The organism is Streptomyces pristinaespiralis (assembly GCF_001278075.1).
Classification (GTDB): Bacteria; Actinomycetota; Actinomycetes; order Streptomycetales; family Streptomycetaceae; genus Streptomyces; species Streptomyces pristinaespiralis.
This window is the reverse complement of the sequence record NZ_CP011340.1, coordinates 2,210,741-2,235,502: the sequence shown is the minus strand read 5'-3', so window position 1 is coordinate 2,235,502 and position 24,762 is coordinate 2,210,741. Positions and strand designations below refer to the sequence as shown.

Genomic DNA, 24,762 nt, shown 5'->3' with positions numbered 1-24,762 from the left:
GAAAACACCCCTTTCCGCAAGCCGGACACCTGGCACTACGAGTCAGGGCCTGATCAAGTTCCCTGGGTGCCCGGGTTGTTGGTGATGCCCAAGATGGCGAGTGCGCGTTCAGGTTCGTTGCGGATTGCCCGGGTGGTTTTGGCGATGTTGTCGGCTCCGAGGGGCTTCAGGGGGCCGATGGCCAGGCTGCGGAAGGTGGCCATCGCCCGAGGCAGGGCGCACCGCTCGGCCAGCTGGATCGTGGGGATAAGCTCGGCATGCGCGATCAGGTCGGGGTTATCGAACACGGCGAACAGCTCCGCGGGCCTGTGGGAGACTTTCACTTACGAGGTGCCTTGCTGCGAGCGGCGGATGGAAGCGTAGGAACTCCCATTCTCGCGGGTCAGCGGGTACCTCTTCTCATTTCGCCGTCCACAGGCCGACCGTTACGCGGTGGATCCAGGCTGAACATCTGCCCCAGTGGCGCGCTTCTTCCCATCCCGTTTGGCGCTGATCGTCGCGATGACAGCTCCGTCGCCGACTGGGAGCGACATGTCAACGAGCAACGCCCCTGCCATCGGGCAGGGCGTTGCTCGAGATGGTCTGTTTCAGGATGCCTTTTGGTCGGCGGGCTTCTCGATTTCGGTGGTCACCCGTGCCCCTCGGAAGAGCACCGGTAGCCACAGGAGACATGCCAGCAGCGGGACCGCGGCGTAGGCGGCCATGCCCACACTGGAGCCCAGCCCGTCCATGAGCGCGCCGAGGACGAGATAGCCGATGCCGATGAGCGCCGACTCCACGAATGCGATCATCGACAGCAGGCTCGCCCGGTGGCGCGACGGCACGGCCTCGTTGAACACGTTGTCCACGATCACGGCGGTGATCTCGGGAATCCCGACCAGGGCCAGGAACGCGGCGATGGTGACCCAGACAAGGCCGAGGCCGCTCAGGCCGAGTGCCGCGGCGAGCGTCAGGAGAGACACCGGGACTATGACCCGATACCCGATGCGCCGGTCCGCGCGGTCCGACAGCAGCGGAGTGAGCCCGCCAGCGAAGAATCCCGCCGATATGACCACGCTGACCAATGCGGTGCCCGCTCCCTGATCGGAGAGGGTCTTCTGCGTAAAAATGATGTACGGCGTCAAAGTCGCATGCATCAATCCGTACACCACGACGAGCGTCACGAGCGCCGGCGTGGCGACCTGAAGCATCGCCCGCCATGCTGTGGCGTCGCCGTGCTCCTCCTCGGCTCCGTCCTGTTCGTCCGCCGCGTCCGCGCCGCGGATCTCGGGCACCCGTGACATCAGCACCACCACGGCTAGGGCGAGGCACGCCGCCGAACCGACGTAGACGACTCCCCAGGAAATCTGCTGCAGTTGGCCGCCAAGGACGATGGCGGCTCCCGAGGTGACCGTCCCGAGCATGGTGAACCGGGACTTGATCCTGACGTAGCTGGCCGTTGCACCACGACGCACGAGCAGGTCGTACAGCAGGGCGGTGTCCGAACCGGACACACACGCCATGCCCACGCCCTGCCCAATGAACAGCGCCAGGAACACCCAGTAGTTGGAGAACGCCACCTGACCGAGCAGACATCCAGCTATCAGCATCTGGCCGATCACGATGCTGGCACGCCTGCCGATTCGGTCGGCGATGACTCCCGTCGGCAACTCCGCAAATCCGCTGACCAGGTAGAGCAGTGTCTGCAGTAGGGCCACTTGCTCGGCGGAGAAGCCTCGCTGCTGAAGGAAGAGGACGAATACGCCGCGCTGGAATAGCGTGTTGGTGAGCACGGCGTATACGTAAAACGGGCGCGTGACACTTCGTGCTGCATTGTCGACTGCAGCCGACCCGCTAAGGGCCTCCGTGGTGCCGGTCATGCTGCGGGCTCCCTGGTGACTCCGGTGATCATTACAGGGCGGCTTCAAGTTCTCTGGATGGGTGGGGTGTTGGGTGGGTAGCAGTGCAGGCACGGGGTTCGTGATCATTGTGGCGTCTTACGCCCGATGATCACGAGACTGTCCTGTGCCTGCTGTTGCATCTTCCCCCCGTCCCTGTCGTGCTCGCGAAGCTGGGTCCGCTGGATGCGGACCGGATCGCCGACCTGCGTCCGTACCTCGAGTCGGTGTCGACCCGCGGTCGCGGCGGGGCCGGTGGTACCCGCTGGCCGCGATCTTGCTGGTGTGCGCCTGCGCGGCCGTTTCCGGCGCCAGGAGCATCGACGAGTTCGCCGACTGGGGCGCCCGCGCCCAGGCCGGACAGCTCGCGGCCATCGGCATCCGCCGGCACCTGCTCGTCTGGCGGCGCTGCCCATCGCCGGCAACGATCGGCCGCGTCCTGCACCACCTCGACGGCGGCCAACTGGACCAGGCCGTGGGGGCCTACCTCGCCGACCGACACCGCGGCCACCACCGCGGGCGACGCCGGGACGTCCGCGACGGCCGGACCGCGGCGGGCTATCGCCGTGGACGGCAAGGCGCTCAAAGCCTCCGCCCGACTGACCTCACCCCGCCGCCATCTGCTCTCGGCGGTCACCCACGGCCGCGTCGTGACCCTCGCCCGGGTCGAGGTCGGCGCGAAGACGAACGAGACCACCCACTTCAAGCCGCTGCTGGCACCGCTGGATCTGGCCGACGCCGTGGTCACCTTCGACGCGCTGCACTCGGTCAAGGCGAACATCTCCTGGCTGGTCGAGGCCAAAAAGGCCCACTACATCGCCGTGATCAAGACGAACCAGCCGACCGCACACCACCAACTCGCCACCCTGCCGTGGCGCGACATCCCCGTCCAGCACGCCGCCTCCGAGGTCGGCCACGGCAGACGCGAGTCCAGCTCGATCAAGACCTGCGCCATCCCAGACGAGCTCGGCGGGATCGCCTACCCCCACGCCCGCCTGGCCATCCGCGTCCACCGCCGCTGCCAACCCACCGGCAAACGCGAGAGCCGCGAGAGCGTCTACGCCGTCACCAGCCTCGACGCCCACCAGGCCACCCGGCCGATCTGGCCACCGTGATCCGAGGGCACTGGGGAGTGGAAAACTCCAGCCACCACATCCGCGATGTCACGTTCGCGGAGGACGCCTCCACCATCTACACCGGGACCGCACCTCGGGCGATGGCCACCTTCCGCACCCTGGCCATCGGCTCCCTGAAGGCCCTCGGAGCCGACAACATCGCCGAAACCACCCGGGCAATCCGCCAAGCAGGGTGTATCAAGGCGGACGTAGTTCTGCAGGCGTCGGAGTGCCGAGCCTGCGGAGAGGTGGCGGCCATGCTCGATTCCCTGGTCCTCGAAGGCGGCGGAACCGTCTTTGTCGGCAGCAGGATTTCACCGCCGCCCCCTACGCGGACCACGGCCGCAGCCTGGTGCTTGTCGACGCGCCCGCCGCCCGCCGGTGCGTCCGCAACCGCGTTGGCCCCGGCAAGACCGAATGAGGCCGGAGGAAGCCGATCGGCGGACCACATTGGTCTCGTACAGCTTCGTCGTCCATACTGCCCGCCGTGGACCAGCAGATAGATCCGAAGACGAAGCTCGATATCGCCGTGGGGACGGATCCGGCATTCGTCCCCGTCCTCTCGGGGCCGGCGCCCGCCGTAAAAGAGAGGGAGGAGGAGAGCACAGCCACGGGGCCCGACGCCGGGGCCGGGCCGGACGACGCGCCGGACGAGGCCGACGACGCCGAGACGGACGCCACCGCCGGCACGACCGACGGCGACGACGAGCCCACGGACGAGGCGACGGACGACTCCGACGACCCCGCAATCGACGGCCCCGCCTTCGAGGTGCGTGACCGCCGTGGTTCGATCGCCGCCGACAGCTCCGGCATCCGCTTCACCCTGGACGACCAGGAGGCGGACTTCCGCTGGGACGAGATCGGCGCGGTCGAGGTGCGGCCCGCGCGGTTCGGGCGCCGGTTCACGGTCACCGTCCACGTCGCGGCCAACCGCTGGTTCAACGCGGACGTCGAGGCCCCGGCCAGGGGGCGCCTGAAGGAGTGGACCGAGGAGCTCGACGCGGTCCTCGACGCCTATTTCGAAGAGGCCTGATCACTCTCCGGCCGCGTCTGGGTGGGGCGACACAAGCCCGCCCAGGCGTGGTTTGTGTCGATTTCGTCGCAAATGCGCATAGCTTCGGTTTATGACAAAGCGACAAACGACCATGCTCGGATGCGCGGCTCTGCTCGTCGCGTCCGGCCTCGGCGCGGCGGCTCCCGCCAGTGCCGCCGTCAGCCACCAGGTCCAACCCGGCGAGTCGATCCAGGCCGCGGTGGACGCCGCACAGCCGGGTGACACCATCGACATCGCGGCCGGCACCTACACGGAGAGCGTCCGGATCACCAAGTCCGGCCTGACCCTGCGGGGCGAGGGCAGCGCGACGGTCCTCAAGCCGTCGAAGACCGCGGCCGCCGCCGACACCTGCGCCGGGGCGGGCAACGGCATCTGTGTCATCGGCACCGAGAAGCAGCCCGTCGAGGGAGTGCAGGTCCGCTCCCTCACCCTCAGCGGATACGCCAAGAACGGCCTCTGGGCCGCCTGGACCGACCGGCTGACGGTGCGGCACGTCACCTCGGAGAACAACGGGACCTGGGGCATCGCCCAGGAGCGCTCCACCCGGTCGGTGCTGCGGAGCAACCTCGTCCGCGGCAACGGCGACGCCGGCATCTTCGTGGCCAACACCGTCAGCGCGGAGTCCGGCGCGACCGACACCATGGGCACGGTCGTCTCGAACAACCTGATGGTCGACAACCGCATCGGCACCACGATCCGCCGCGTGCGCAACCTGAGCGTCGAGGCCAACGAGATCACCGGCAACTGCGCCGGCGCGTTCCTCGTCGGTGACGAGACGAAGCCGCGGGCCGGCGCCCTGACCGTCCGCTTCAACCGCGTCCAGGGGAACAACAAGCACTGCGACAAGACCGCGCGGCTGCCCGAGATCCAGGGCACCGGCATCGTCCTCACCGGCACCGAGGACACCCTCGTGGAGTGGAACGTGATCCGCGACAACGTGGGCGCCGCCCCGATGTCCGGCGGGATCGTCCTCTTCAAGAGCATCGTGGGTGCCGCCGGCACCGACAACGTCGTCCGGAACAACGTCGCCCTCGGCAACGGAGCCGCCGACCTGGCCAACCGTGACACCGCCGGCACCGGCAACGTCTTCAGCCGGAACATGTGCGGGCTCTCCGAGCCCGCGGGCCTGTGCTGACCGTCCGGACGGTGCCGACCGGCCCCGGCCACTCACGAAAGACCGATGCGGCATGACCACTGCAAGCGAAACCACTGTGCCCGCGATGCGGTTGCGGGAACTCGTCTTCGGCGCGGCCTGCGCCGCCGCCGTGCGCGCGGCCGCCCGGCTCGGCGTGGCCGACGCGCTCGGGGACGCACCGGCGACCGCGGAGGAGCTCGCGGCGGAAGTCAAGGCACAGCCCGGCGCACTGCGCCGGATGCTGCGTGCCCTGGCCTGCTACGGCATCTTCGAGGAGGACGCGGACGGCAGGTTCGTCCACACCCACATGTCGCGGCTGCTGCGCGAGGACGACCCGCACAGCCTGCGGTACATCGCCCTGTGGTGCACGGAGCCGTGGACCTGGGACGCCTGGCCGCTGCTCGACGAGGCGGTCAGGAAGGGCGGCGGCGTCTTCAAGGACCTCTACGGCAAGGAGTTCTTCGACCACCTGCACGAGGACGCCCCCGAATCGGCCCATGTCTTCAACCGGGCCATGACCACCTCCAGCAAGCAGTCGGCGCGGGACGTCGCCGAGCTGGTCGACCTCGGCGGGGCGAAGACGGTCGCCGACATCGGCGGCGGCCAGGGCCATGTGCTGGCGGAGCTGCTGGAGAAGCACCCCGGCGTCCGGGGCACCCTGCTGGACCTGCCCCGTGTCGTCGCGGCGGCCGACCCCCGCCTGCTCGAAGGCGGTTCGCTGGCCGACCGGACCGACATCGTCCCCGGCGACTGCCGGCAGGCCATGCCGGTCGCCGCCGATCTGTACATCATCAAGAACATCCTGGAGTGGGACGACGACAGCACCCGCCGGACGCTGCGCAACATCGTGGCGGCGGCCCGTCCGGGCGCCCGGGTGCTCGTCATCGAGAACCTGGTCGACGACACCCCGTCGATGAAGTTCACGACGTCGATGGACCTGCTGCTGCTCCTCAACGTCGGCGGCGCCAAGCACACCAGGCAGAGCATGATCAGTCGGATGTCGGACGCCGGGCTGCTCGTCGGCGAGGTCCGTCCGGTCAACGCCTATCTGCATCTGTTCGAGAGCGTGGTCCCGGACTGAGGAGCGTCCAGGACCGGCGACCTGCCCGCAGCCGGCTCCGCGGAGACCCGCGACCGGCACGCCGTCGGCCCCGCGGGAGACCCGCGGGGCCGACGGCGGTGCGGCCTTTGACGGTCAGTCGCTCTGCCACGAGTAGAACTGCTGTGCCATGGCGTCCTTCGGACTCCGCCAGGTCTTCGGGTCGTACGGGCTGACGAACGCGGACAGCCGGTCGCTGATGTCCCGGAACTCCGGGTGGTCCGTCAGCTTGGCGATCGCCGGGCCGGCCGGCTGCTGCGACTCGATGAGGTGCAGGTAGACGTCGCCGAACTGGAACAGGCTGCGCCGCTTCACTCCCACGAGGTGCGGCAGTTCGCCCTTGTCGGAGGCGGTGAACACCTCGGCGATGTCGGGCGCGGAACCCGGTGCCATCCGGGCGACGATCAGGGCGTGGTGCATCGGGGGTGTCCCTTCGGATGCCATGGGCAGGGGGCGGGCGGTGCGGTCAGACCGCGCTGGCGGGCGCCGCGGCGTCCTTGGAGTCCCGGCCGAGCCGGGCGCGCTGCTCGATCTTGTTCCGGATGAGGTCCATCTGGATCGGCGAGTTGCGGTTGATGTTGGCCGTCATCCACTCGTCGTCGACGGGCGCGTCCGGCTTCATCGCGAAGTCCTGCGTCCAGCGCATCCGTACGCCGCGCGGCGTCTCCTCGTACTCCCAGCGGATGTTCATGTACTGGAAGGGGCCCGTCTCGATGCGGCGGGCGGTGACCGTGAGGGCGGAACGGTCGGCCACGCGCTCGGAGACCCAGCTCCAGACCCGGCCGTTCTCGTCGGGGTACATGGTCAGCCGGAACACGGTCCGGTTGCCCTCGCGTTCCATGACCTCCACGGACGCGTACTCGCTGAACAGCTGCGGCCAGTGGTCGAGGTCGTTGGTGACGTCCCACACGAGGTCGAGGGGGGCGTCGATGGTGACTTCGTTCTCGGTGTGTCCGGGCATCTCAGGCTCCTGCCATCAGGGAGGTGTTGACGAGATCGAGGAATTCGCGGGGGGTCTTGCAGCGGTCGGCGTCGGGCGGCAGGGGCCGGCCGTACCGGTTCTCCAGCTCGCCCACGATGCCGAGCAGGCCGAGCGAGTCGAGGCCGTAGACCTCGAACGGCGTGTCGGGCCGCTGCTCCATCTCGTCGGGGTCGACGGTGATCCCGGCCCCCTTCTTCATCAGGGCGGCCAGTTCGTCGACGGTCAGGTTCTCTGTCATGGCGTCGTTCTCCGTCTCATGAGGTGCCGGCGCCGCGCCGCAGCACGAGCGCCGAGTTGGAACCCATCAGTCCCCTGCTCAGCACGAGGGCCGTGCGCAGCTCGGCGGGCCGGGCGGTGCCGGTCACCAGGGCCAGGTCGTGGCACACGTCGTGGACATGGGGAGTGGGCGGTACGAGACCGTGCTCCAGGGCGAGCACCGCGGCCGCGGTGTCGAGCAGCGGCGCCCCGCAGTACGCCCGCCCGGTGCCGGTCTTGGGGGCGGTCACCGGCACGCGGGAGCCGTGAGCGCCCAGCGCGTCCGTGATCGCCAGGGCCTCGGCCCGGTCGGCCTCCGGCAGGCCGAGCGCGTCCGCGAAGACGACGTCGATCTCCTCGGGCGAGCAGCCCGCGGCCTGAAGGGCGCCGTCGATCGCCCGCGCCAGCCCTTCCCGCGACTGCTCCCACCGGGACGCCCCGGTGAACGTCGCGGCGTGGCCGGCGACCGTCGCGCGGATCGGGGTGCCCCGGCGGCGGGCCGCCTCCGCGTCCTCGACGACGAGCATGGCGCCGCCCTCGCCGGGCACGAAGCCGCACGCCTGCGGGGTGAAGGGCCGGTAGGCGCGCTCCGGGTCCTCGCAGGTGCTCAGCTCCCGGTAGCCCAGCTGGCAGACGATCGAGTACGGGGCGAGCGGCGCCTCCGCCGCGCCGACGATGATCGTGTCGGTGCCCCGCCGCACGGCGCCCGCGGCGTGTGCGACGGCGTCGAGTCCGCCGGCCTCGTCGCTGGCGACGACTCCGCAGGGGCCCTTGAAGCCGCCGCGGATGGAGATCTGCCCGGTGCTCGCCGCGTAGAACCAGGCGATGGACTGGTACGGGCCGACGTAGGTCGGTCCCTGTCCCCACAGGCGCTGCAGCTCACGCTGGCCGAACTCGCCGCCGCCCGACCCGGCGGCGGTGACCACACCGACCGAGTAGGGCGTACCGCCGTGCGCGCCCTCGTTGATCCCGGCGTCGGCCAGCGCCAGGTCGGCCGCCGCCATCGCGAAGTGGGAGAACCGGTCGGTCTGGACGAGGAAGCGCTGCTCGACCATCGACTCGGCGTCGAAGCCGCGCACCTCGCCCGCGACCCGCAGGGGCAGGTGCCCGCAGCCTTCCCTGGTGACGCTGTCCAGGGCGCTGATGCCCTCGACGGTGGACTTCCAGAAGGTCTCCGCACCCACGCCGTTGGGGGCGACGACACCGATGCCGGTGACGACGGCGGACCTCGTGTGCCGGTTGCCGGGGCTCATCATGCACTCCCGCCTGGTCGGGTGAGTACGACGGCGGACTGGAAGCCGCCGAAGCCGCTTCCCACCGACAGCACGCTGCGCAGCTTCAGGGGCCGTGCGGTGCGCGGCACGTAGTCGAGGTCGCACTCGGGGTCGGGGGTCTCGTAGTTGGCGGTGGGCGGCACCACCTGGTTGGCCAGGGCGAGCACGCAGGCGACGAGTTCGATCGCGCCGATCGCGCCGAGCGAGTGGCCCACCATGGACTTGATGGAGCTCATCGGCACCTTGTACGCGTGCTCCTTGAGCGACCGCTTGACCGCCGCCGTCTCGTGCCGGTCGTTCTGCTGGGTGCCGGAGCCGTGCGCGTTGACGTAGTCGATGTCCGTCCGGTCGAGCCGGGCGTGGTTCATCGCGTCGTCGATCGCCCGTGCCATCTCCAGGCCCTCACGGGTGAGGCCGGTCATGTGGTGGGCGTTGCCGAAGGTGGCGTAACCGCCTATCTCGCAGTACACGTGCGCACCGCGGGCGCGGGCGTGCTCGAGTTCCTCGAGGATCAGTACGGCTCCGCCCTCGCCCATGACGAACCCGTCGCGGTGCGCGTCGAAGGGGCGGGACGCGTGGGCCGGGTCGTCGTTGTTGGGGGAGGTCGCCTTGATGGCGTCGAAGCAGGCGACCGTGATCGGGGAGATCGGCGAGTCGGAGGCGCCGGCGATGCAGATGTCGGCGCGGCCCTCCTCGATGGCGTGGAAGGCGTAGCCGATCGCGTCGAGGCCGGAGGTGCAGCCGGTGGAGACCGTCTGCACCGGGCCCTGTACGCCGTTCTGCTCGGCCACTTCGGAGGCCAGCGTGCTGGGCGAGAACGCCCGGTGGAGATGCGGCGCCGCCTCGCTGTGGTCCACGTCCCAGCGCCTGCCCGTGCTGCTGACCGCCACATAGTCCCGCTCGAGCCGGGTGGTGCCGCCGACGGCGGTACCCATCGACACGGCGGTCCGCCAGGGATCGAGCGTCGCCGCGTCGAGACCGGCGTCCGCCATGGCCTCACGGGCGGCGACGAGGGCGAACTGCACGTACCGGTCGGCGCGTTGGGCGTCCGCTGCGCCGAGACCGTGGGCCGCCGGATCGAAGTCGACCTCGGCGGCTATACGGGAGCGGAACCCTGTCGGGTCGAACAGCGTGATCCCGCGGGTCGCGGTCCGGCCGCTCGACAGCAGGTCCCAGAACGCCGGGGCGCCCACACCTCCGGGTGCGACGATGCCGACGCCGGTCACCGCCACCCGCCGGGTCACGACACCGACCCCGTTCGCTCGGGCGGCAGGTGAGCGGCGGTGCTCTCCGCCCCGGAGGTCTCCTCCGTGTCGACGTGGCCGAGTTCCGGACGGGGCGCGAGCGGACCGAGGTGGAAGACCATGCGGGCCTGCGTGCTGCCGACGTTGCGGAACCGGTGCCGCACATAAGGGGGGATGAGCAGGCCCTGGTCGGGGCGGATGGCGAACGGCTCGCCGTCCAGGTCGACCTCGAGTTCGCCGGCGACGACGTACACGAACTCCTCGGAGTACGGGTGGTAGTGCTCGCCGATGCGGTCGCCGGGCTCGACGAGCGCCAGACCCATGAAGCCGCTCGTTGCCCCCACCGCGGTGGGGGTGAGCATGGCGCGCAGGTCGCCGCCGCGCCTGCGGTTGGGCTGGGTCTCGCTCAGGTCGACGATGCGATGGGTTGTGGTCATGACTGGTTCCTCCACAAGGCCTTGCGGCACGGTGACTTCGGGGTGTCGCACGGCCGCCGGCGGCCGGGTGCGTGGTTCAGCGGGCACGGCGGTCGGTGATCAGGCGCATCTGGGAGCTCTCGAGCAGACGGGTCATCGCCTTCTCGTCCGAGAGCGACTCGTCGAGGCCGAGCGCCTCGGTGTCCAGCAGCTTCGCCAGCACCGCGGACTTGCGCAGGCCGTGTGCGCCCATGACGGCCGACGGGTCGGCGTCGAGCGGTCCGCGCACGTCGACGAGTCGTACGACGATGTCGTCGCGCTGGAAGACGGTGCTGCTGTCGACGGGGCAGCCGGTGCTGTCGGCCGCCGCCTCGTCCTGACCGGCCAGCAGTCGGGCGAGGGCCATGCCGCACCCCGGCTTGGCCGGGTAGAGCAGCGCGTGGCGCTCCGTCTCCGCGTTCTGCTCGCCCGGGGGAGCGAGGTGGTGGACCGCGGGCAGGGCGGCGCGGGTGAAGAACAGCCGTGCCGACTGCGGGTCGTCGAGGTTCCGGTCCTGCTCCAGGTACGGATTGATCGCCTCCTCGACCGCCCTGATCTCGGGCTGCCTGGCCACGTGCCGCAGCGCCGCGAGCAGGTCGCCCTGCACCTCGACGGTCCGCACGACGCGGTTGCCGTGCATGAACAGCGTGGTGCGGCGGAGCCGGGTGGTGTCGTCGACCTGTGCCTCCGGCGAGGTGTAGCCGGAGAGGATCTTGGCCACGGTCTGCTCGCTGCCGGGCTTGACGGTGAAGGTGAGGGCGTGGCGGACCACGCCGTCCCCGACCCGGGGCGAGGGCTGGAGCCCGCCGGCGTGCTGCGCGGCGGCCTGGGGCGCGTGCACGCCCGAGGTCTCGCGCAGAACGCTGAAGCGCAGGGACCGTGTGTCGAGCACGCAGTCGTGCAGCGGCCGTACGGTCTCGACGTGCTCCTCGCTGTTCACCCAGGCGAGGAAGGGGGGTGCGCTCTCCCATTCGCTGGTGATGAGCCACTGCGACGGGTTCTCGATCGACTGGCAGAGCTGGTCGCTGAGATGACCTGGCACGGAGGCCACCTGGTTGCGCATGTGCTCGTACGCCGTCAGAAAGCGCTGTTGGGCGCCGTCCTGGAGGTCAAGCAGCAGCACGACCCGGAGCCGGGAGCCGTCGAATGCGGACTGGGACACACGTTCGGACAGCATTGTCATGTTCCACGCATCTCCTTGTCGGTGAGGCCGCCTGCGGCACGACGCCGGGCCTCGGGAAATCCGAGCGTCGGATCCGGCGTATGCGGACGGCTGGCCACCTGTGGCGCGATGTGGTGGTCCGGCTTCGATCCTGTGTCGGTAACACGGGTGGCGCGAGATGTGTGCACCACGCGAGTGAAGGGCCGAGCCGAACCCCTCCGTCGCGGGCAGGAAACGCGGGCATGGAGAACGCCAAACCCCTACCGGCGGCTGGAGCTGGAGCACTCATGGAAGAGAAAGCCGAACAACACCGCGTACCGGTCCTGATCGTGGGTGGCTCCCTGGTGGGCCTGTCCGCATCCCTTTTCCTCGGGCGGCTCGGCGTCGGGCACATGCTCGTCGAGAAGCACCCGGGCACCTCGATCCATCCGCGCGGCCGCGGGAACAACCTGCGCACGATGGAGGTGTTCCGTTCGGCCGGGGTGACGGAGCGGATCGTGGCCGCGGCGTCCGTGCTGGCGGACAACCACGGCATCCTGCAGACCCCGGAACTGGCCGACCCCGACGCGGGTGAGTGGCTGGTCAGGCAGATCGACGAGAAGGGCGGCGCGCCGGGCCGTCTCAGCCCCGCCGCTTGGTGCGTGTGCAGCCAGAACGACCTGGAGCCCGTCCTGCTCGAAGCGGCCGTCGAACTGGGTGGCGACGTGCGCTTCTCCACCGAGCTGGTCTCCTTCGAGCAGGACGACGACGGCGTCACCGCCGTCGTCCGCGACCGGGTGACCGGCCGCGACAGCACGGTGCGCGCGGACTATCTCATCGCCGCCGACGGGCCGCGCAGCCCGGTGCGGGAGCGGCTCGGCATCGGGCAGTCCGGCCCCGGCGACCTGTTCCACAACGTGAGCGTCAGCTTCCGCTCGCGCGCGCTCGCCGACGTGGTCGGCGACCGCCGCTTCGTGGTCTGCTACCTGACCGGCCCCGAGGCGGAGGGGGCCCTGCTCCCGGTGGACAACAAGGAGCTCTGGGTCTTCCACGCCCCCTGGCAGTACGACCGCGGCGAGTCGCTCGAGGACTTCACGGACGAGCGCTGCGCCGACCTCATCCGCGCGGCGACGGGGGCTCCCGGCCTCGACGTCGAGATCACCGGAAAGGCGCCCTGGCACGCCGCCGAACGCGTCGCCGAGCACTACGGGCGGGGCAGGGTCTTCCTGGCGGGGGACTCCGCGCACGAGATGTCGCCGACCGGCGCCTTCGGCTCCAACACCGGCATCCAGGACGCGCACAACCTGGCCTGGAAGCTCGCGGCCGTCCTCGACGGCTCGGCGGGGCCGGACCTGCTCCGCACGTACGAGGAGGAACGCCTGCCGGTGGCGGTGGCCACCAGTGCCCGCGCCTCCGCGCGGTCGGTCGAGCACAGCCACCCCGGGTACACGCCGGCCCCGGCGGCGGTGGCCGGCGGACCGCGCGGCGGGCTGCTCCCGGTCGTCCTCGGCTACCGCTACCCGCGCGGGGCCGTCCTCGGCGCAGACCCCGAACTGCCGCCCGTTCCCGACCGGATGGACCTCTCCGGAGCCCCCGGCACCCGGGCCCCGCACATGTGGCTCCACCGGCCCGGCGAGCACAACAGGCTGTCCACGCTGGACCTTTACGAGAAGTCGTTCGTCCTGCTGGCCGGCACCGGCGGCAAGGACTGGCTCATGGCGGCGCAACTCGTAGCGGACCGCCTGTCGGTCGGGCTGGACGCCTATCGCATCGGTGAGGGCGTGGAGGCTGATCTGGTGGCGGAGGCCGGCGCCGACTGGGCGCAGACCCACGGCACCACGCCGGAGGGCGCGGTGCTGGTCCGCCCGGACGGGTTCGTGGCCTGGCGCGCGGTGAACGCGGTACCCGACGCGGAGAGCGCGCTGTACGAGGCCCTGGTGGCGGTGCTGCGCCGCGGCTGAGGCCGGCGGCGCACGGAAGCGGGAGCGGCCCGCCCGGCAAGGGGCGGACCGCTCCCGCCCGCGTTCTCCGCCGGGCCACCACCGACCGGCGCCCCCCCCGCGACAACGGGAACCAGGGCGTCCGAGACACTGGGGGCCGGGTTCGGCAGCGTCGGCGGGCCCGGTGGGAGGTCGATCCGGGCGGAAATGAACGGCGGGCAGGTGCCCGGCCGTACCAGTCGCAGCGGCGACACCCGGAAGGCCGCCGCGCACGGCCGTCACCCCGATATCAGGGCAGAAGGGACACACTGTGGCACTGTCATCCCCGAAGGACCGACTGGCCTCGCTCCGCGCCGAACTCGAGGAGCGCAACCCGGCACAGCCGGAGTTCCACCAGGCGGCACGGGAGGTGCTGGACACCCTGGCACCCGTGCTCGCCGCGCGTCCCGAGTACGCGCAGGCGCGGATCGTGGAGCGGCTCGTCGAGCCGGAGCGGCAGATCATCTTCCGGGTGCCCTGGCAGGACGACCGCGGCGCCGTCCACATCAACCGCGGGTTCAGGGTCGAGTTCAACAGCGCCCTCGGCCCGTACAAGGGCGGCCTGCGCTTCCACCGGTCGGTGAACCTCGGCGTGGTGAAGTTCCTCGGCTTCGAGCAGGTCTTCAAGAACGCCCTGACCGGGCTCGGCATCGGCGGCGGCAAGGGCGGCAGCGACTTCGACCCGCACGGCCGGTCGGACGCCGAGGTCATGCGGTTCTGCCAGTCCTTCATGACCGAACTCCACCGGCACATCGGTGAACAGACCGACGTGCCCGCGGGCGACATCGGCGTCGGCACCCGTGAGATCGGCTACCTCTTCGGCCAGTACCGGCGCATCACCAACCGCTGGGAGGCCGGCGTGCTCACCGGCAAGGGACAGGGCTGGGGCGGCTCGGCCGTCCGCACCGAGGCCACCGGCTACGGCAGCGTGCTGTTCGCGGCCGAGATGCTGAGCCTGCGCGGCGAGGACCTCGAGGGCCAGGCCGCCGTCGTCTCCGGCTCCGGCAACGTCGCCGTCCACACCATCGAGAAGCTCCTGCGCAGCGGCGCCCACCCGCTCACCTGCTCCGACTCGGCCGGCTACGTCGTCGACGAGAAGGGCATCGACCTCGAACTGCTCCGGCAGATCAAGGAGGTCGAGCGCGGGCGCGTCAGCGAGTACGCGGAGCGCCGCGGCGCCTCGGCCCGTTACGTGCCCGGCGGCCGGGTCTGGGACGTGCCCGCCGACCTCGCCTTCCCCTCCGCCACCCAGAACGAACTGACGGAACAGGACGCCGTCACGCTGGTGCGCAACGGGGTCAAGGCGGTCGCGGAGGGCGCCAACATGCCCACCACTCCCGAAGCGGTCCACCTGCTGCAGGAGGCCGGCGTGGCCTTCGGCCCGGGCAAGGCCGCCAACGCGGGCGGAGTCGCCGTCAGCGCCCTGGAGATGCGCCAGAACGCGGCCCGCGAAAGCTGGTCCGCGGACCGCGTCGAGGACGAACTCGCGGCGATCATGCGGGACATCCACCGCACCTGCCACGAGACCGCCGAACGCTACGGCGCCCCCGGCGACTACGTGACCGGCGCCAACATCGCCGGCTTCGAGCGGGTCGCCGACGCGATGCTCGCCCAGGGCCTCGTGTGACCGGCCGGGGCTAGCCGGCGGGCCACGGCTCGAAGAGCACCTTGACGGCTCCCTCCTGCTTCTTCTGGAACATCTCGTAGGCCTCCGGAGCCTTCTCCAGCGGCACGCGGTGGGTGGCGAACCGCTCGGTCCCGAGCGGATCGCCGTCGGTGACGAGCGGCAGCAGGTCGTCCACCCACCGCCACACGTTGGCCTGCCCCATCCGCAGCTGCACCTGCTTGTCGAACATGGTCAGCATCGGCATCGGGTCGGCCATCCCGCCGTACACGCCGGAGAGCGACACGGTGCCGCCCCGGCGCACGAGCTCGATCGCCAGGTGCAGGGCGGAGAGGCTGTCGACCCCGACGCGCTTCATCATCCGGGCGGCGACCGCGCCGGGCAGGAGGGTCGTCAGCTGCTGCCCCGCCTTGGCCACCGGCGCGCCGTGGGCCTCCATGCCCACCGCGTCGATGACGGCGTCCGCACCCCGGCCGTCGGTCAGGTCACGGACCGCGTCCGCGACCTTCGCGCCGTACTCGTCCAGGTCGAAGGTGCGCACCCCGTGCGCCCTGGCCCGCTCGAGCCGTTCGGGCACCAGGTCGATGCCCATCACCAGGCCGGCGCCCCGGTGCGCCGCGACGCGGGTGCACATGTCGCCGATCGGTCCGAGGCCCAGCACCACCACGGAGCCACCGGGCGGCACCGCCGCGTACTCGACCGCCTGCCAGGACGTGGGCAGCACGTCCGACAGGTAGACGAACCTCTCGTCCGGCGGGCCGTCGGGGACCTTGATGGGCAGCGTGTTGCCGAACGGGACCCGCAGGTACTGCGCCTGCCCGCCGGGCACCTGGCCGTAGAGCTTGGTGTAGCCGAACAGTGAGGCGCCCATGCCGTGTTCCCTGACCTGGGTCGTCTCGCACTGGGACTGCAGGCCCTGAGCACACATGAAGCAGGTGCCGCAAGAGACGTTGAAGGGCACCACGACACGGTCCCCCGGCCGTACGGCCGTGACCTCAGAGCCCACTTCCTCGACGACGCCCATCGGTTCGTGCCCGAGGATGTCGCCCGCATCGATGAACGGCCCGAACAGCTCGTACAGGTGCAGGTCGGAGCCGCAGAGCCCGGACGTCGTCACCTTGACGATCACGTCGGTGGAATCGCGGATCTCGGGATCAGGGACGGTCTCCACGCGTACGTCGCGCTTTCCGTGCCAGGTCAGAGCTTTCATCATGCCTCCTCGTCCGCTTCGCGCGGCCGGTCGCCGGAGCCGGGTTCGGTCATGCCCCGGTGCGCCGCGGCCCTCAGCTCGCCGGGCAGAACCTCGGCCGCGGGCCGTGCGCCGTGGTCCCGGCCCGATCGGTCATGCGCGGACGAGTACCCAGACGGCGGTCATTCACCGGGCGGAGCGTTTTCCGCCCGGTGACCACATTCCGTAGCTCACTCGAATGCAGTACGTGAAGCGGCCCGGCCACCGGGAGCGGCCGACGCTGGTCGCAGGCCGGAGACCCGGCAGGACGCACGGGACGCACGGAGGTATTCCATGAACGCCGCCTTCTCGCGCAGCTGGAAGCACGCCGTCGTCACCGGTGGCGCGGGCTTCGTCGGCTCGCACCTGTGCACGGCGCTGCTGGATTCCGGCACCGCGGTGACCTGCGTCGACGACTTCAGCACCGGCCGTCCGGAGAACATATCCGCGCTGCGCGACCGCCCAGGGTTCCAGTTCGTGCGGGCCAGCGTCAGTGAGCCGTTCACCGTCGAGCCGCCCGCGGACCTGGTGCTGCACTTCGCCTCCCCGGCCTCCCCGGCCGACTACCTCCGGCTGCCGCTGCACACGCTCGACGCGGGCAGTCTCGGCACCCGTAACGCCCTGGCCCTCGCCCACGGCTTCGGCGCCCGCTTCATGCTGGCGTCCACCTCCGAGGTCTACGGCGACCCCCAGCAGCATCCGCAGAACGAGCGCTACTGGGGCAACGTCAACCCGGTCGGCCCGCGCAGCGTGTACGACGAGGCCAAGCGTTTCGGTGAGGCGCTGACCACCGCCCACGCGGACGCCAACGGCACCGACACCGGCATCGTGCGGCTGTTCAACACCTACGGCCCCAGGATGCGCGGCCACGACGGCCGGGCGGTGCCCACGTTCGTCCGCCAGGCACTGGCCGGCGAGCCCCTGACGGTGAGCGGCGACGGCCGTCAGACGCGGTCCCTCTGCTACGTCGACGACACCGTGGGCGGCATCCTGGCGGCGGCCGCCCACGGACTGCGGGGCCCGGTGAACATCGGCAACCCGACCGAGATCACCATGCTCGACCTCGCCCGTCTGATCATCGAACTCACCGGATCCAGCTCCGAGATCCGCTTCGTCGAGCGGCCCACGGACGACCCGGCCGTGCGCTGCCCCGACATCACGCTGGCCCGCGACAAGCTCGAGTGGGAGCCGTCCGTGAGCGCCGAGCAGGGACTGCGCCGCACCATCGCCTGGTTCCGCGACCACATGGACTGACGGCGCGCCACGACCGCCCGGACCTGGACGCGCCTCGTCGAAAGGCCTGTGACTGACATGCGCATTCTCGGAATCAACGCCCTCTTCCACGACCCCGCAGCCGCGCTCGTCATCGACGGCCGGACCGTCGCGGCGGCCGAGGAGGAACGCTTCTCCCGGCGCAAGCACGGGAAGCGACCGCTGCCCTTCTCCGCCTGGGAACTGCCGGAACAGTCCGCCGCCTGGTGTCTGAAGCGCGCCGGGCTGCGGCCCCAGGACCTCGACGCGGTGGCGTACTCCTTCGACCCGTCGCTCGCCAGGCCGACCGACACCATGGGCCTCGACGACCCCTGGGACCACCTGCGCCTCGCGTACGCCCGGGAGGCCCCCGGCTTCCTGCAGACCGCGCTGCCCGGCCTCGACCCGGACATCGTCCGCTTCGTGCCGCACCACATGGCACACGCCGCCTCCGGTGCCTTCGCCGCACCCGACGCCGACAGTTCGTCGGTGCTCGTCCTCGACGGCCGCGGGGAGCGTGCCTCGCACCTCGCCGCGCGCCGGATCCACGGCCGGCTGGAGGCCCTGCACGCACAGGAACTGCCCCACTCGCTCGGACTCGTCTACGAGGAACTGACCGAGCACCTCGGGTTCCTGCGCTCCTCCGACGAGTTCAAGGTGATGGCCCTCGCCTCCCACGGAACCCCCCGCATGCTCGGCGAGCTGCGCAAATACGTGCACCCCACCGGCGACGGCGGATTCCGGGCGACCGGCGTGCCCTGGCAGCAGTTCTGCGCGTCGCGTGGCCCGGAGGAGCCGTGGACCCAGGAGCACGCCGACGTCGCCGCGAGCGCCCAGGCGGTCCTCGAGGAGACCATGCTCGACCTGGTGCGCCACCTGCACGGCCAGACCCACGACAGCCTGCTCACCCTCGCCGGCGGCGTCGCCCTCAACTGCGTCGCCAACTCCCGTATCGCCCGCGAAGGCCCCTTCTCCCGCGTCTGGGTGCAGCCCGCCGCGGGTGACGCGGGCACCGCCCTGGGCGGCGCCCTGCTGCTGTCGGCCGGCGAGGGCGACGACCCGGAGCCGATGCACGGCGCCGACCTCGGACGGGACTGGTCCGACGCGGAACTCGGCGCCTGGCTCAAGACCGCCGCCGTGCCCTTCGACCGGCCCGCCGACATCGCCGCGACCGTGGCGGAGGCCCTCGCCGACAACGCGATCGTGGCCTGGTTCCAGGGGCGTTCCGAATACGGGCCGAGGGCCCTCGGGCACCGCTCGCTCCTCGCCCACCCCGGTCACGCGGGCAACCTCGAACGCCTCAACGACGTCAAGGGCCGTGAGCAGTTCCGTCCCGTCGCCCCGATGGTGCTCGCCGAACGGGCCCCGGAGATCTTCGACGGGCCGATGCCCAGCCCGTACATGCTCTTCGTGCACGACGTGGCCCCGGCGTGGCGGGAACGCATCCCCGCCGTCGTCCATGTCGACGGAACGGCCCGCATCCAGACGGTCGACCGCTCGCGCGAACCCCTGGTGGCCCGGATGCTCGGCGAGTTCGAGCGGCTCACCGGACTGCCGGTGGTCGTCAACACCAGCCTGAACACGGCCGGCCGGCCCATGGTCGACGACCCGCGCGACGCCCTCGAATGCTTCGGCTCCTCGCCCGTCGACCTGCTGGCCGTCGGACCGTACGCGATCCGGCGCGGCGACTTCTTCCGGCACAACGACGACACCGACGACTTCGGAACGGGAGCCCTGCGATGACCGCCCACGGAGCCGAACCGCCGCGGTACACCGTGGTGATACCGACCGTCGGCAGGCCCAGCCTGACCGGCTGCCTGCGGGCGCTGGCCGCCGCCAGTGGCCCCGGGCCGGTGCGGGTGGTCCTCGTCGACGACCGCCGCGGCGTCCCCCGCACCCCCCTTCCGGTCGAGATCCCCGCGACGCTGCGGCCGGTCACCTCTGTGGTGCCGGGCCGCGCCCGCGGGCCGGCCGCGGCCCGCAACACCGGTCTGCGGGTCGCCGGCCCCGTCCCCTGGATCGTCTTCCTCGACGACGACGTGGTGCCCGGACCCACCTGGTGCGACGACCTGGCCCGTGACCTCGCGGCCGCCGGGCCCCGCACCGGCGGCGTCACGGCCCGGATCGAGGTCCCCCTGCCCACGGACCGCGCGCCCACCGACTGGGAGCGCAACACCGCAGGTCTGGCCACCGCCCGCTGGATCACCGCCGACATGGCCTACCGGCGCGAGGTGCTGGAGGCCGTCGGCGGCTTCGACGAACGCTTCCCCCGCGCCTTCCGGGAGGACGCCGACCTCGCGCTGCGCGTCCGGGCGGCCGGGTGGGACCTGGCCGCGGGCACCCGCACCACCACGCATCCGGTCCGGCCCGCCGGCCGCTGGGTCTCCGTACGCGTCCAGGCCGGCAACGCCGACGACGTGCTCATGAACCGGCTGCACGGCCGCGACTGGTGGCGGCGGGCGGACGCGCCACGGGGGCGCCTGCCCCGCCACCTGGCGGTGACGGCCTCCGCGGCGGCCGCGCTGACGTGCGCCGCACTGGCCAGGCCCGTCGCGGCCACCGCCTGCGCCGCGCTCTGGCTGGCCGGCACCGCCGAGTTCGCCTGGGCCCGGATCGCGCCCGGCCCCCGGACCCGCGACGAGATCATCTCGATGGCGCTGACCAGCGCGGTCGTCCCGCCCGTCGCCACCTGGCACTGGCTCGGCGCGCAGCTGCGCCACCGCCGGACGCGGCCGATGCCGCGGCCCGTCCCGTCCGGGGCCCCGAAGACGCCCGGACGGGCGGTGCGGGAGGGGGTGCTGCCATGAGCGACGTCCCCTCCGAGGCCCGGCCCGGCAGCGGCCCGGCGCGGCACGGCACAGGCCCGTGGCTCTTCCACGGCCCGCCGGCCTCGCGCGGCACCCCGTTGCCGCCGGACGCCGCCGACCTGCCCGACGCGGTCCTCTTCGACCGGGACGGCACACTCGTCGTCGACGTCCCCTACAACGGCGATCCGGCGCGTGTCGTGCCGATGCCCTCCGCCTGGGAGGCCCTCACCGCCCTGCGCGCGCTGGGCATGCCGGTGGGCGTGGTCAGCAACCAGTCGGGCGTGGCCAAAGGGAAGCTGACCCTCCGTCAGGTGTCTGCGGTGCAGCGGCGAATCGACGCGCTGCTCGGGCCGTTCGCCGTGTGGGCGGTCTGCCCGCACGGCCCGGACGACGGCTGCCGGTGCCGCAAGCCCGCGCCCGGACTCGTGCTCGCCGCGTGCCAACGCCTCGGCGTGTGCCCGTCGCGCACCGTCGTCATCGGCGACATCGGCTCCGACGTGACGGCCGCGCTCGCCGCGGGCGCGCGGGGGGTCCTGGTGCCCACCGCGGCCACCCGGCCCGAGGAGATCGAGGCGGCACCCGAGACCGCGCCGGACCTGCTGCGCGCGATACGGCTCGTCCTGGACCCGGCCGCACGGTGCGGCAGGCCGACCGCGCCGCGGACCGGGACGGACCGCCGGGACCGGGCGCTGACGTCATGGGCCGTCACACTGCCCCCGCCGGAGGCGGACCGGAGCGCCGGCCCCGGGCAGCGGCCCGACCGGCCGGCCGGCCTCCTTCGTGCCGGCGGGACACCGGTCCCCGCCGTGGCCACGGCCCTCGGCACGGCGACCGCGGCGGTGCGCGCACCGGACCGGGCCGCCGGCGGGGGGCGGGGACGCGGGACGGGCGGTGTCATGACGCTCTCGACGTGCCTGCCGGCCTTCGTGCGCGAGGAGTGGCCATGAGCAGGCCCAGAACGCTGGTCGTGCGGCTCGACAGCGCGGGTGACGTGCTGCTGTCCGGTCCCGCCGTGCGGGCCGTCGCCGCCGGGTCCTCGCACACCGCGCTGCTCTGCGGACCGCTCGGTGTCAACGCCGCGCACCTGCTGCCCGGCGTGGACGAGGTGCTGGTCCACGACGCCCCCTGGGTGGGACTGGAGCCGGCACCCGTGTCGTACGAGGCGACGCAGGAACTGCTGGAGAGGCTGCGGGCCGGCCGCTACGACCGGGCCCTGATCCTCGTCTCCCACCATCAGAGCCCCCTGCCGATCGCACTGCTCCTCAAGCTCGCCGGCGTCGGCTGGACCGCGGCCGACTGCGAGGACTACCCCGGCGCGCTGCTGGACCTCAGGCACCGCCGGAAGCCGCGCCGCCACGAGGCCCGCGCCGCGCTGGAACTCGCCCTGGACGCGGGCTACGCCCTGCCGCCCGGCGACGACGGCTCCCTGCGCGTCAGCGCGCCGCCCGGGACCGCGCATCTGACCGGACCCGAGCCGTACGTGGTGCTGCATCCGGGCGCCGCCGTCCCCGCCCGTGCCTGGACCGCGGAGCGGGCGGCAGAGGCGGCCGCCGCGCTCTCCGACGCGGGCCACCGCGTCGTGGTGACGGGAGGCAGGGCGGAGAAGGACCTGACCGCCCAGGTCGCTGCGGACCACGCCCTGGACCTGGGCGGGATGACGTCCCTCCCGCAGCTGGCGGGCGTGCTCGCCGGTGCTCGGGTGGCCGTGGTCGGGAACACCGGACCCGGGCACCTCGCGGCCGCGGTGGGCACGCCCGTGGCCTGCCTGTTCGCGCCCGTGGTGCCGGCCGAACGCTGGCGCCCCTACAACGTCCCGCACGTGCTGCTGGGCGACCAGCGGGCACCGTGTGCGGGCAGCCGCGCCCGGAAGTGTCCCGTGGCCGGGCACCCCTGCCTCGACGGGGTCGGCAACGCGGAGGTGCTCGCCGCGGTGGCGGCCCTCGGCGCCACGGACAAGGAGCGAGGAGCACGACGATGAACATTCTGCTGTGGCATGTGCACGGTTCCTGGACGACGGCGTTCGTGCAGGGGCCACACACGTATCTCGTTCCGGTCACCCCCGGCCGCGACCCGGACGGGCTCGGACGGGCCCGTACCTTCGACTGGCCGGACACGGTGCGGGAGACGACGCCGGAGCAGCTGCGCGACGCGCAGGTGGATCTCGTCGTGCTGCAGCGTCCGCACGAGATGGAGCTCGCCGAGCGGTGGCTCGGCGGACGCCGCCCCGGCCGCGACATCCCGGCCGTCTATCTCGAGCACAACGCGCCGGACGGCGACGTGCCCGCCACCCGGCACCCGTTCGCCGACCGTGACGACCTGACGATCGTTCACGTCACCCACTTCAACCGGCTGTTCTGGGACAACGGTTCGACCAGGACCGAGGTCGTGGAACACGGCATCGTCGACCCCGGACACCTCTACACGGGACGGCTGGCGCGTGCTGCCGTCGTGGTCAACGAGCCCGTCAGGCGCGGCCGCTGGACGGGTACGGACCTGCTGCCCGGGCTCGCGGAAGCCGCCCCGCTCGATGTGTTCGGCATGCGCACCGACGGCCTGGCCGAGCACCTCGGCCTGCCGCCGGACCGCTGCCGCACCACCGATCTGCCGCAGCGGGAGCTGCACGGCGCGATGGCCGAACGCCGGGTGTACGTGCACCCGGTGCGCTGGACCTCGCTCGGCCTCTCGCTGCTGGAGGCGATGCATCTGGGGATGCCGGTCGTCGCCCTCGCCACCACGGAGGCCGTCGAGGCGGTGCCGCCCGGCACCGGGACGCTGTCCACCCGGCCGGACATCCTCGCCCGCGCCGTACGCCGGTACCTGGAGGAACCGGAGGCGGCGGCGGCCGACGGCGCCCGCGCCCGGCAGGCGGCGCTGCAGCGTTACGGACTCAAACGCTTCCTGGACGACTGGGAGCGCCTGATGACGGAGGTGCGCGCATGACCTACAGCGATGCCATCGGAACCGAAGCGCTGTCGATCGCGCTCGTCTCGGAGCACGCCAGCCCGCTCGCCGTACTCGGCGGAGTGGACGCCGGCGGGCAGAACGTCCACGTCGCCCGGCTGGCCGGCGCGCTCGCCGACCGGGGCCACCGGGTCACCGTCTACACCCGGCGCGACGCGCGGGAACTGCCGGACCGGGTGGCCCTGCGCGCCGGCGTCGAGGTGCGCCATGTGCCGGCGGGCCCGCCCGAGGAGATACCCAAGGACGAACTCCTGCCCCACATGCTGGGGTTCGGACGCCATCTGGTGCGGGACTGGCAGAGCGATCCGCCCGATCTCGTGCACTCGCACTTCTGGATGTCGGGGCTGGCCGCCCTGTACGCCACCCGCGAGCTGATGCTGCCGCTGGTGCACACCTTCCACGCCCTCGGCACGGTCAAGCGCAGGCACCAGCGGCACGCGGACACCAGCCCGCCGGCCCGGATCGCCTGCGAGAAGGAGGTCGGCGCCGGCTGCGACCGGATCCTGGCCACCTGCCGTGACGAGGTCGCGGAACTGGCGGCCATGGGCATCCCGCCGGACCGGGTCGGCATCGTGCCGTGCGGCGTCGACACCGACCAGTTCACCCCGCACGGACCGGCCGCCGAGCGCGGCACCCTCGGCCACCGGCTGATCCAGCTCGGCCGGCTCGTCCCCCGCAAGGGCGCGGCGATCTCCATCACCGCCCTGACCCGGCTGCCCGGCGTGGAACTGCTGGTGGTCGGCGGCCCCCCGCCCGGCCGGCTCGACGAGGACCACGAGGTGCGCCGGCTGCGCGACCTCGCCCACGGCCTGGGCGTGGCCGACCGGGTCCACTTCACCGGAGGCGTCCCGAGCGAGGAGGTGGCGCCGCTGATCCGGTCCGCCGACGTGGTGCTCTGCCCCGGCGACTACGAGCCCTTCGGCATCGTGCCGCTGGAGGCGATGGCCTGCGGCAGGCCGGTCGTCGCCACCGCCGTCGGCGGCCAGCTCGACACCGTCGCCGACCCGGCCACCGGGCGGCTCGTGCCGCCCCGCGACCCGGAGGCGCTCGCCCGTGCGGTGGCCGAACTGCTCGCGGACCCCCGGCTGCGGGAGGCCTGCGGCGAGGCCGGACGCCGCCGGGTGCTGAGCCGGTTCGGCTGGGCACGGGTCGCCGCCGCCACCGAAGCCGCCTATCTCGGGGTCCTGGCCGCCCGGCCGGCCCTGGCCCGGGTGACCGGGACGACCAGGGTCGTCTGACAGCACGCCGGCCGGGCCCCGGCCCACCCGCACCGCGGGTGCC

Annotated in this window: 23 protein-coding genes and 1 pseudogene; 14 read left to right on the top strand and 10 right to left on the bottom strand. The window is 72.1% G+C overall.

All coding sequences use genetic code 11. The features are described 5' to 3' along the window. Positions 1 to 53 precede the first annotated feature (53 nt). Together SPRI_RS39255 and SPRI_RS09325 are read right to left on the bottom strand one after the other, a co-directional pair. A complete protein-coding gene (locus SPRI_RS39255) occupies positions 54 to 323 on the bottom strand; it encodes a hypothetical protein (RefSeq protein ID WP_005310699.1) in 270 nt (89 codons plus the stop codon). A gap of 264 nt (positions 324 to 587) precedes the next feature. Next, positions 588 to 1,859 carry an MFS transporter gene (locus SPRI_RS09325; protein WP_005310698.1) on the bottom strand — a complete coding sequence of 424 codons (1,272 nt, stop codon included), beginning with the start codon at positions 1,857 to 1,859 and terminating at the stop codon, positions 588 to 590. Between the two features lie 145 nt (positions 1,860 to 2,004). Here SPRI_RS09325 and SPRI_RS39855 point away from each other — a divergent pair. From SPRI_RS39855 to SPRI_RS09305, 5 genes and pseudogenes are all read left to right on the top strand, one after another. Beyond that, a pseudogene (locus SPRI_RS39855) lies at positions 2,005 to 2,304 on the top strand (transposase family protein); the annotation flags it as partial. Positions 2,305 to 2,443: 139 nt separating this feature from the next. After that, positions 2,444 to 2,992, top strand: coding sequence for an ISAs1 family transposase (locus tag SPRI_RS39245; RefSeq protein WP_063805336.1), 549 nt, complete (start codon positions 2,444 to 2,446; stop codon positions 2,990 to 2,992). A gap of 487 nt (positions 2,993 to 3,479) precedes the next feature. Further along, entirely contained in the window at positions 3,480 to 4,025 is a 546-nt protein-coding gene (locus SPRI_RS09315; RefSeq protein WP_037773546.1) for a hypothetical protein, read from the top strand. 91 nt (positions 4,026 to 4,116) lie between these two features. Then, complete coding sequence (locus SPRI_RS09310; protein ID WP_005310692.1) at positions 4,117 to 5,181, top strand: right-handed parallel beta-helix repeat-containing protein; 1,065 nt, start codon at positions 4,117 to 4,119, stop codon at positions 5,179 to 5,181. 52 nt (positions 5,182 to 5,233) lie between these two features. Then, positions 5,234 to 6,262, top strand: coding sequence for a methyltransferase (locus SPRI_RS09305; protein WP_037773544.1), 1,029 nt, complete (start codon positions 5,234 to 5,236; stop codon positions 6,260 to 6,262). A 114-nt stretch (positions 6,263 to 6,376) separates the two neighbouring features. On the opposite strand, the gene SPRI_RS09300 is transcribed toward SPRI_RS09305, so the two are convergent. The 7 genes from SPRI_RS09300 to SPRI_RS09270 all read right to left on the bottom strand — a co-directional run bounded on the left by SPRI_RS09300 (position 6,377) and on the right by SPRI_RS09270 (position 11,673). Further along, on the bottom strand, positions 6,377 to 6,700 hold the full coding sequence (locus tag SPRI_RS09300) for a TcmI family type II polyketide cyclase (protein ID WP_005310688.1): 324 nt from the start codon (positions 6,698 to 6,700) through the stop codon (positions 6,377 to 6,379). A gap of 46 nt (positions 6,701 to 6,746) precedes the next feature. Continuing rightward, positions 6,747 to 7,241: an SRPBCC family protein gene (locus SPRI_RS09295; RefSeq protein ID WP_005310686.1), complete on the bottom strand. Its 495-nt coding sequence runs from the start codon at positions 7,239 to 7,241 to the stop codon at positions 6,747 to 6,749. Between the two features lies 1 nt (position 7,242). After that, positions 7,243 to 7,500 (bottom strand): acyl carrier protein, encoded by a 258-nt coding sequence (locus tag SPRI_RS09290; RefSeq protein WP_005310684.1) that lies wholly within the window; start codon positions 7,498 to 7,500, stop codon positions 7,243 to 7,245. A 16-nt stretch (positions 7,501 to 7,516) separates the two neighbouring features. Continuing rightward, a complete protein-coding gene (locus SPRI_RS09285) occupies positions 7,517 to 8,770 on the bottom strand; it encodes a ketosynthase chain-length factor (RefSeq protein WP_107082425.1) in 1,254 nt (417 codons plus the stop codon). After that, positions 8,770 to 10,035 (bottom strand): beta-ketoacyl-[acyl-carrier-protein] synthase family protein, encoded by a 1,266-nt coding sequence (locus tag SPRI_RS09280; RefSeq protein ID WP_005310680.1) that lies wholly within the window; start codon positions 10,033 to 10,035, stop codon positions 8,770 to 8,772. Before SPRI_RS09280 ends, SPRI_RS09285 begins: the two co-directional genes overlap by 1 nt. Beyond that, positions 10,032 to 10,472 (bottom strand): cupin domain-containing protein, encoded by a 441-nt coding sequence (locus SPRI_RS09275; protein ID WP_005310679.1) that lies wholly within the window; start codon positions 10,470 to 10,472, stop codon positions 10,032 to 10,034. Before SPRI_RS09275 ends, SPRI_RS09280 begins: the two co-directional genes overlap by 4 nt. 76 nt (positions 10,473 to 10,548) lie before the next feature. Beyond that, a complete protein-coding gene (locus tag SPRI_RS09270) occupies positions 10,549 to 11,673 on the bottom strand; it encodes a SchA/CurD-like domain-containing protein (RefSeq protein WP_005310678.1) in 1,125 nt (374 codons plus the stop codon). A gap of 266 nt (positions 11,674 to 11,939) precedes the next feature. Between SPRI_RS09270 and SPRI_RS09265 the strand changes: the two genes are divergently transcribed. Together SPRI_RS09265 and gdhA are read left to right on the top strand one after the other, a co-directional pair. Next, complete coding sequence (locus SPRI_RS09265) at positions 11,940 to 13,592, top strand: FAD-dependent oxidoreductase (protein WP_053556846.1); 1,653 nt, start codon at positions 11,940 to 11,942, stop codon at positions 13,590 to 13,592. A gap of 289 nt (positions 13,593 to 13,881) precedes the next feature. Continuing rightward, positions 13,882 to 15,237, top strand: a complete 1,356-nt coding sequence (gene gdhA, locus SPRI_RS09260) for an NADP-specific glutamate dehydrogenase (RefSeq protein ID WP_005310676.1) — start codon at positions 13,882 to 13,884, stop codon at positions 15,235 to 15,237. A 10-nt stretch (positions 15,238 to 15,247) separates the two neighbouring features. Here the strand turns inward: gdhA and SPRI_RS09255 are convergent, their stop codons facing one another. Next, positions 15,248 to 16,444 (bottom strand): zinc-dependent alcohol dehydrogenase, encoded by a 1,197-nt coding sequence (locus SPRI_RS09255; protein ID WP_005310675.1) that lies wholly within the window; start codon positions 16,442 to 16,444, stop codon positions 15,248 to 15,250. A gap of 312 nt (positions 16,445 to 16,756) precedes the next feature. Here SPRI_RS09255 and SPRI_RS09250 point away from each other — a divergent pair, with 312 nt between their 5' ends. The 7 genes from SPRI_RS09250 to SPRI_RS09220 are packed head-to-tail and all read left to right on the top strand — an operon-like array spanning position 16,757 to position 24,719. Continuing rightward, on the top strand, positions 16,757 to 17,716 hold the full coding sequence (locus SPRI_RS09250; protein ID WP_005310674.1) for a UDP-glucuronic acid decarboxylase family protein: 960 nt from the start codon (positions 16,757 to 16,759) through the stop codon (positions 17,714 to 17,716). Positions 17,717 to 17,773: 57 nt separating this feature from the next. Then, positions 17,774 to 19,456 carry a carbamoyltransferase family protein gene (locus SPRI_RS09245; RefSeq protein ID WP_053556845.1) on the top strand — a complete coding sequence of 561 codons (1,683 nt, stop codon included), beginning with the start codon at positions 17,774 to 17,776 and terminating at the stop codon, positions 19,454 to 19,456. After that, a complete protein-coding gene (locus SPRI_RS09240; protein ID WP_053556844.1) occupies positions 19,453 to 20,520 on the top strand; it encodes a glycosyltransferase family 2 protein in 1,068 nt (355 codons plus the stop codon). The genes SPRI_RS09245 and SPRI_RS09240 overlap by 4 nt, the downstream gene beginning before the upstream one ends. After that, positions 20,517 to 21,467 (top strand): D-glycero-alpha-D-manno-heptose-1,7-bisphosphate 7-phosphatase, encoded by a 951-nt coding sequence (locus SPRI_RS09235; RefSeq protein ID WP_107082424.1) that lies wholly within the window; start codon positions 20,517 to 20,519, stop codon positions 21,465 to 21,467. The genes SPRI_RS09240 and SPRI_RS09235 overlap by 4 nt, the downstream gene beginning before the upstream one ends. Further along, complete coding sequence (locus SPRI_RS09230) at positions 21,464 to 22,498, top strand: glycosyltransferase family 9 protein (RefSeq protein WP_053556843.1); 1,035 nt, start codon at positions 21,464 to 21,466, stop codon at positions 22,496 to 22,498. Before SPRI_RS09235 ends, SPRI_RS09230 begins: the two co-directional genes overlap by 4 nt. Beyond that, positions 22,495 to 23,460 (top strand): glycosyltransferase, encoded by a 966-nt coding sequence (locus SPRI_RS09225; protein ID WP_053556842.1) that lies wholly within the window; start codon positions 22,495 to 22,497, stop codon positions 23,458 to 23,460. The genes SPRI_RS09230 and SPRI_RS09225 overlap by 4 nt, the downstream gene beginning before the upstream one ends. Further along, positions 23,457 to 24,719: a glycosyltransferase gene (locus SPRI_RS09220; protein ID WP_053556841.1), complete on the top strand. Its 1,263-nt coding sequence runs from the start codon at positions 23,457 to 23,459 to the stop codon at positions 24,717 to 24,719. Before SPRI_RS09225 ends, SPRI_RS09220 begins: the two co-directional genes overlap by 4 nt. Positions 24,720 to 24,762: the final 43 nt, after the last annotated feature.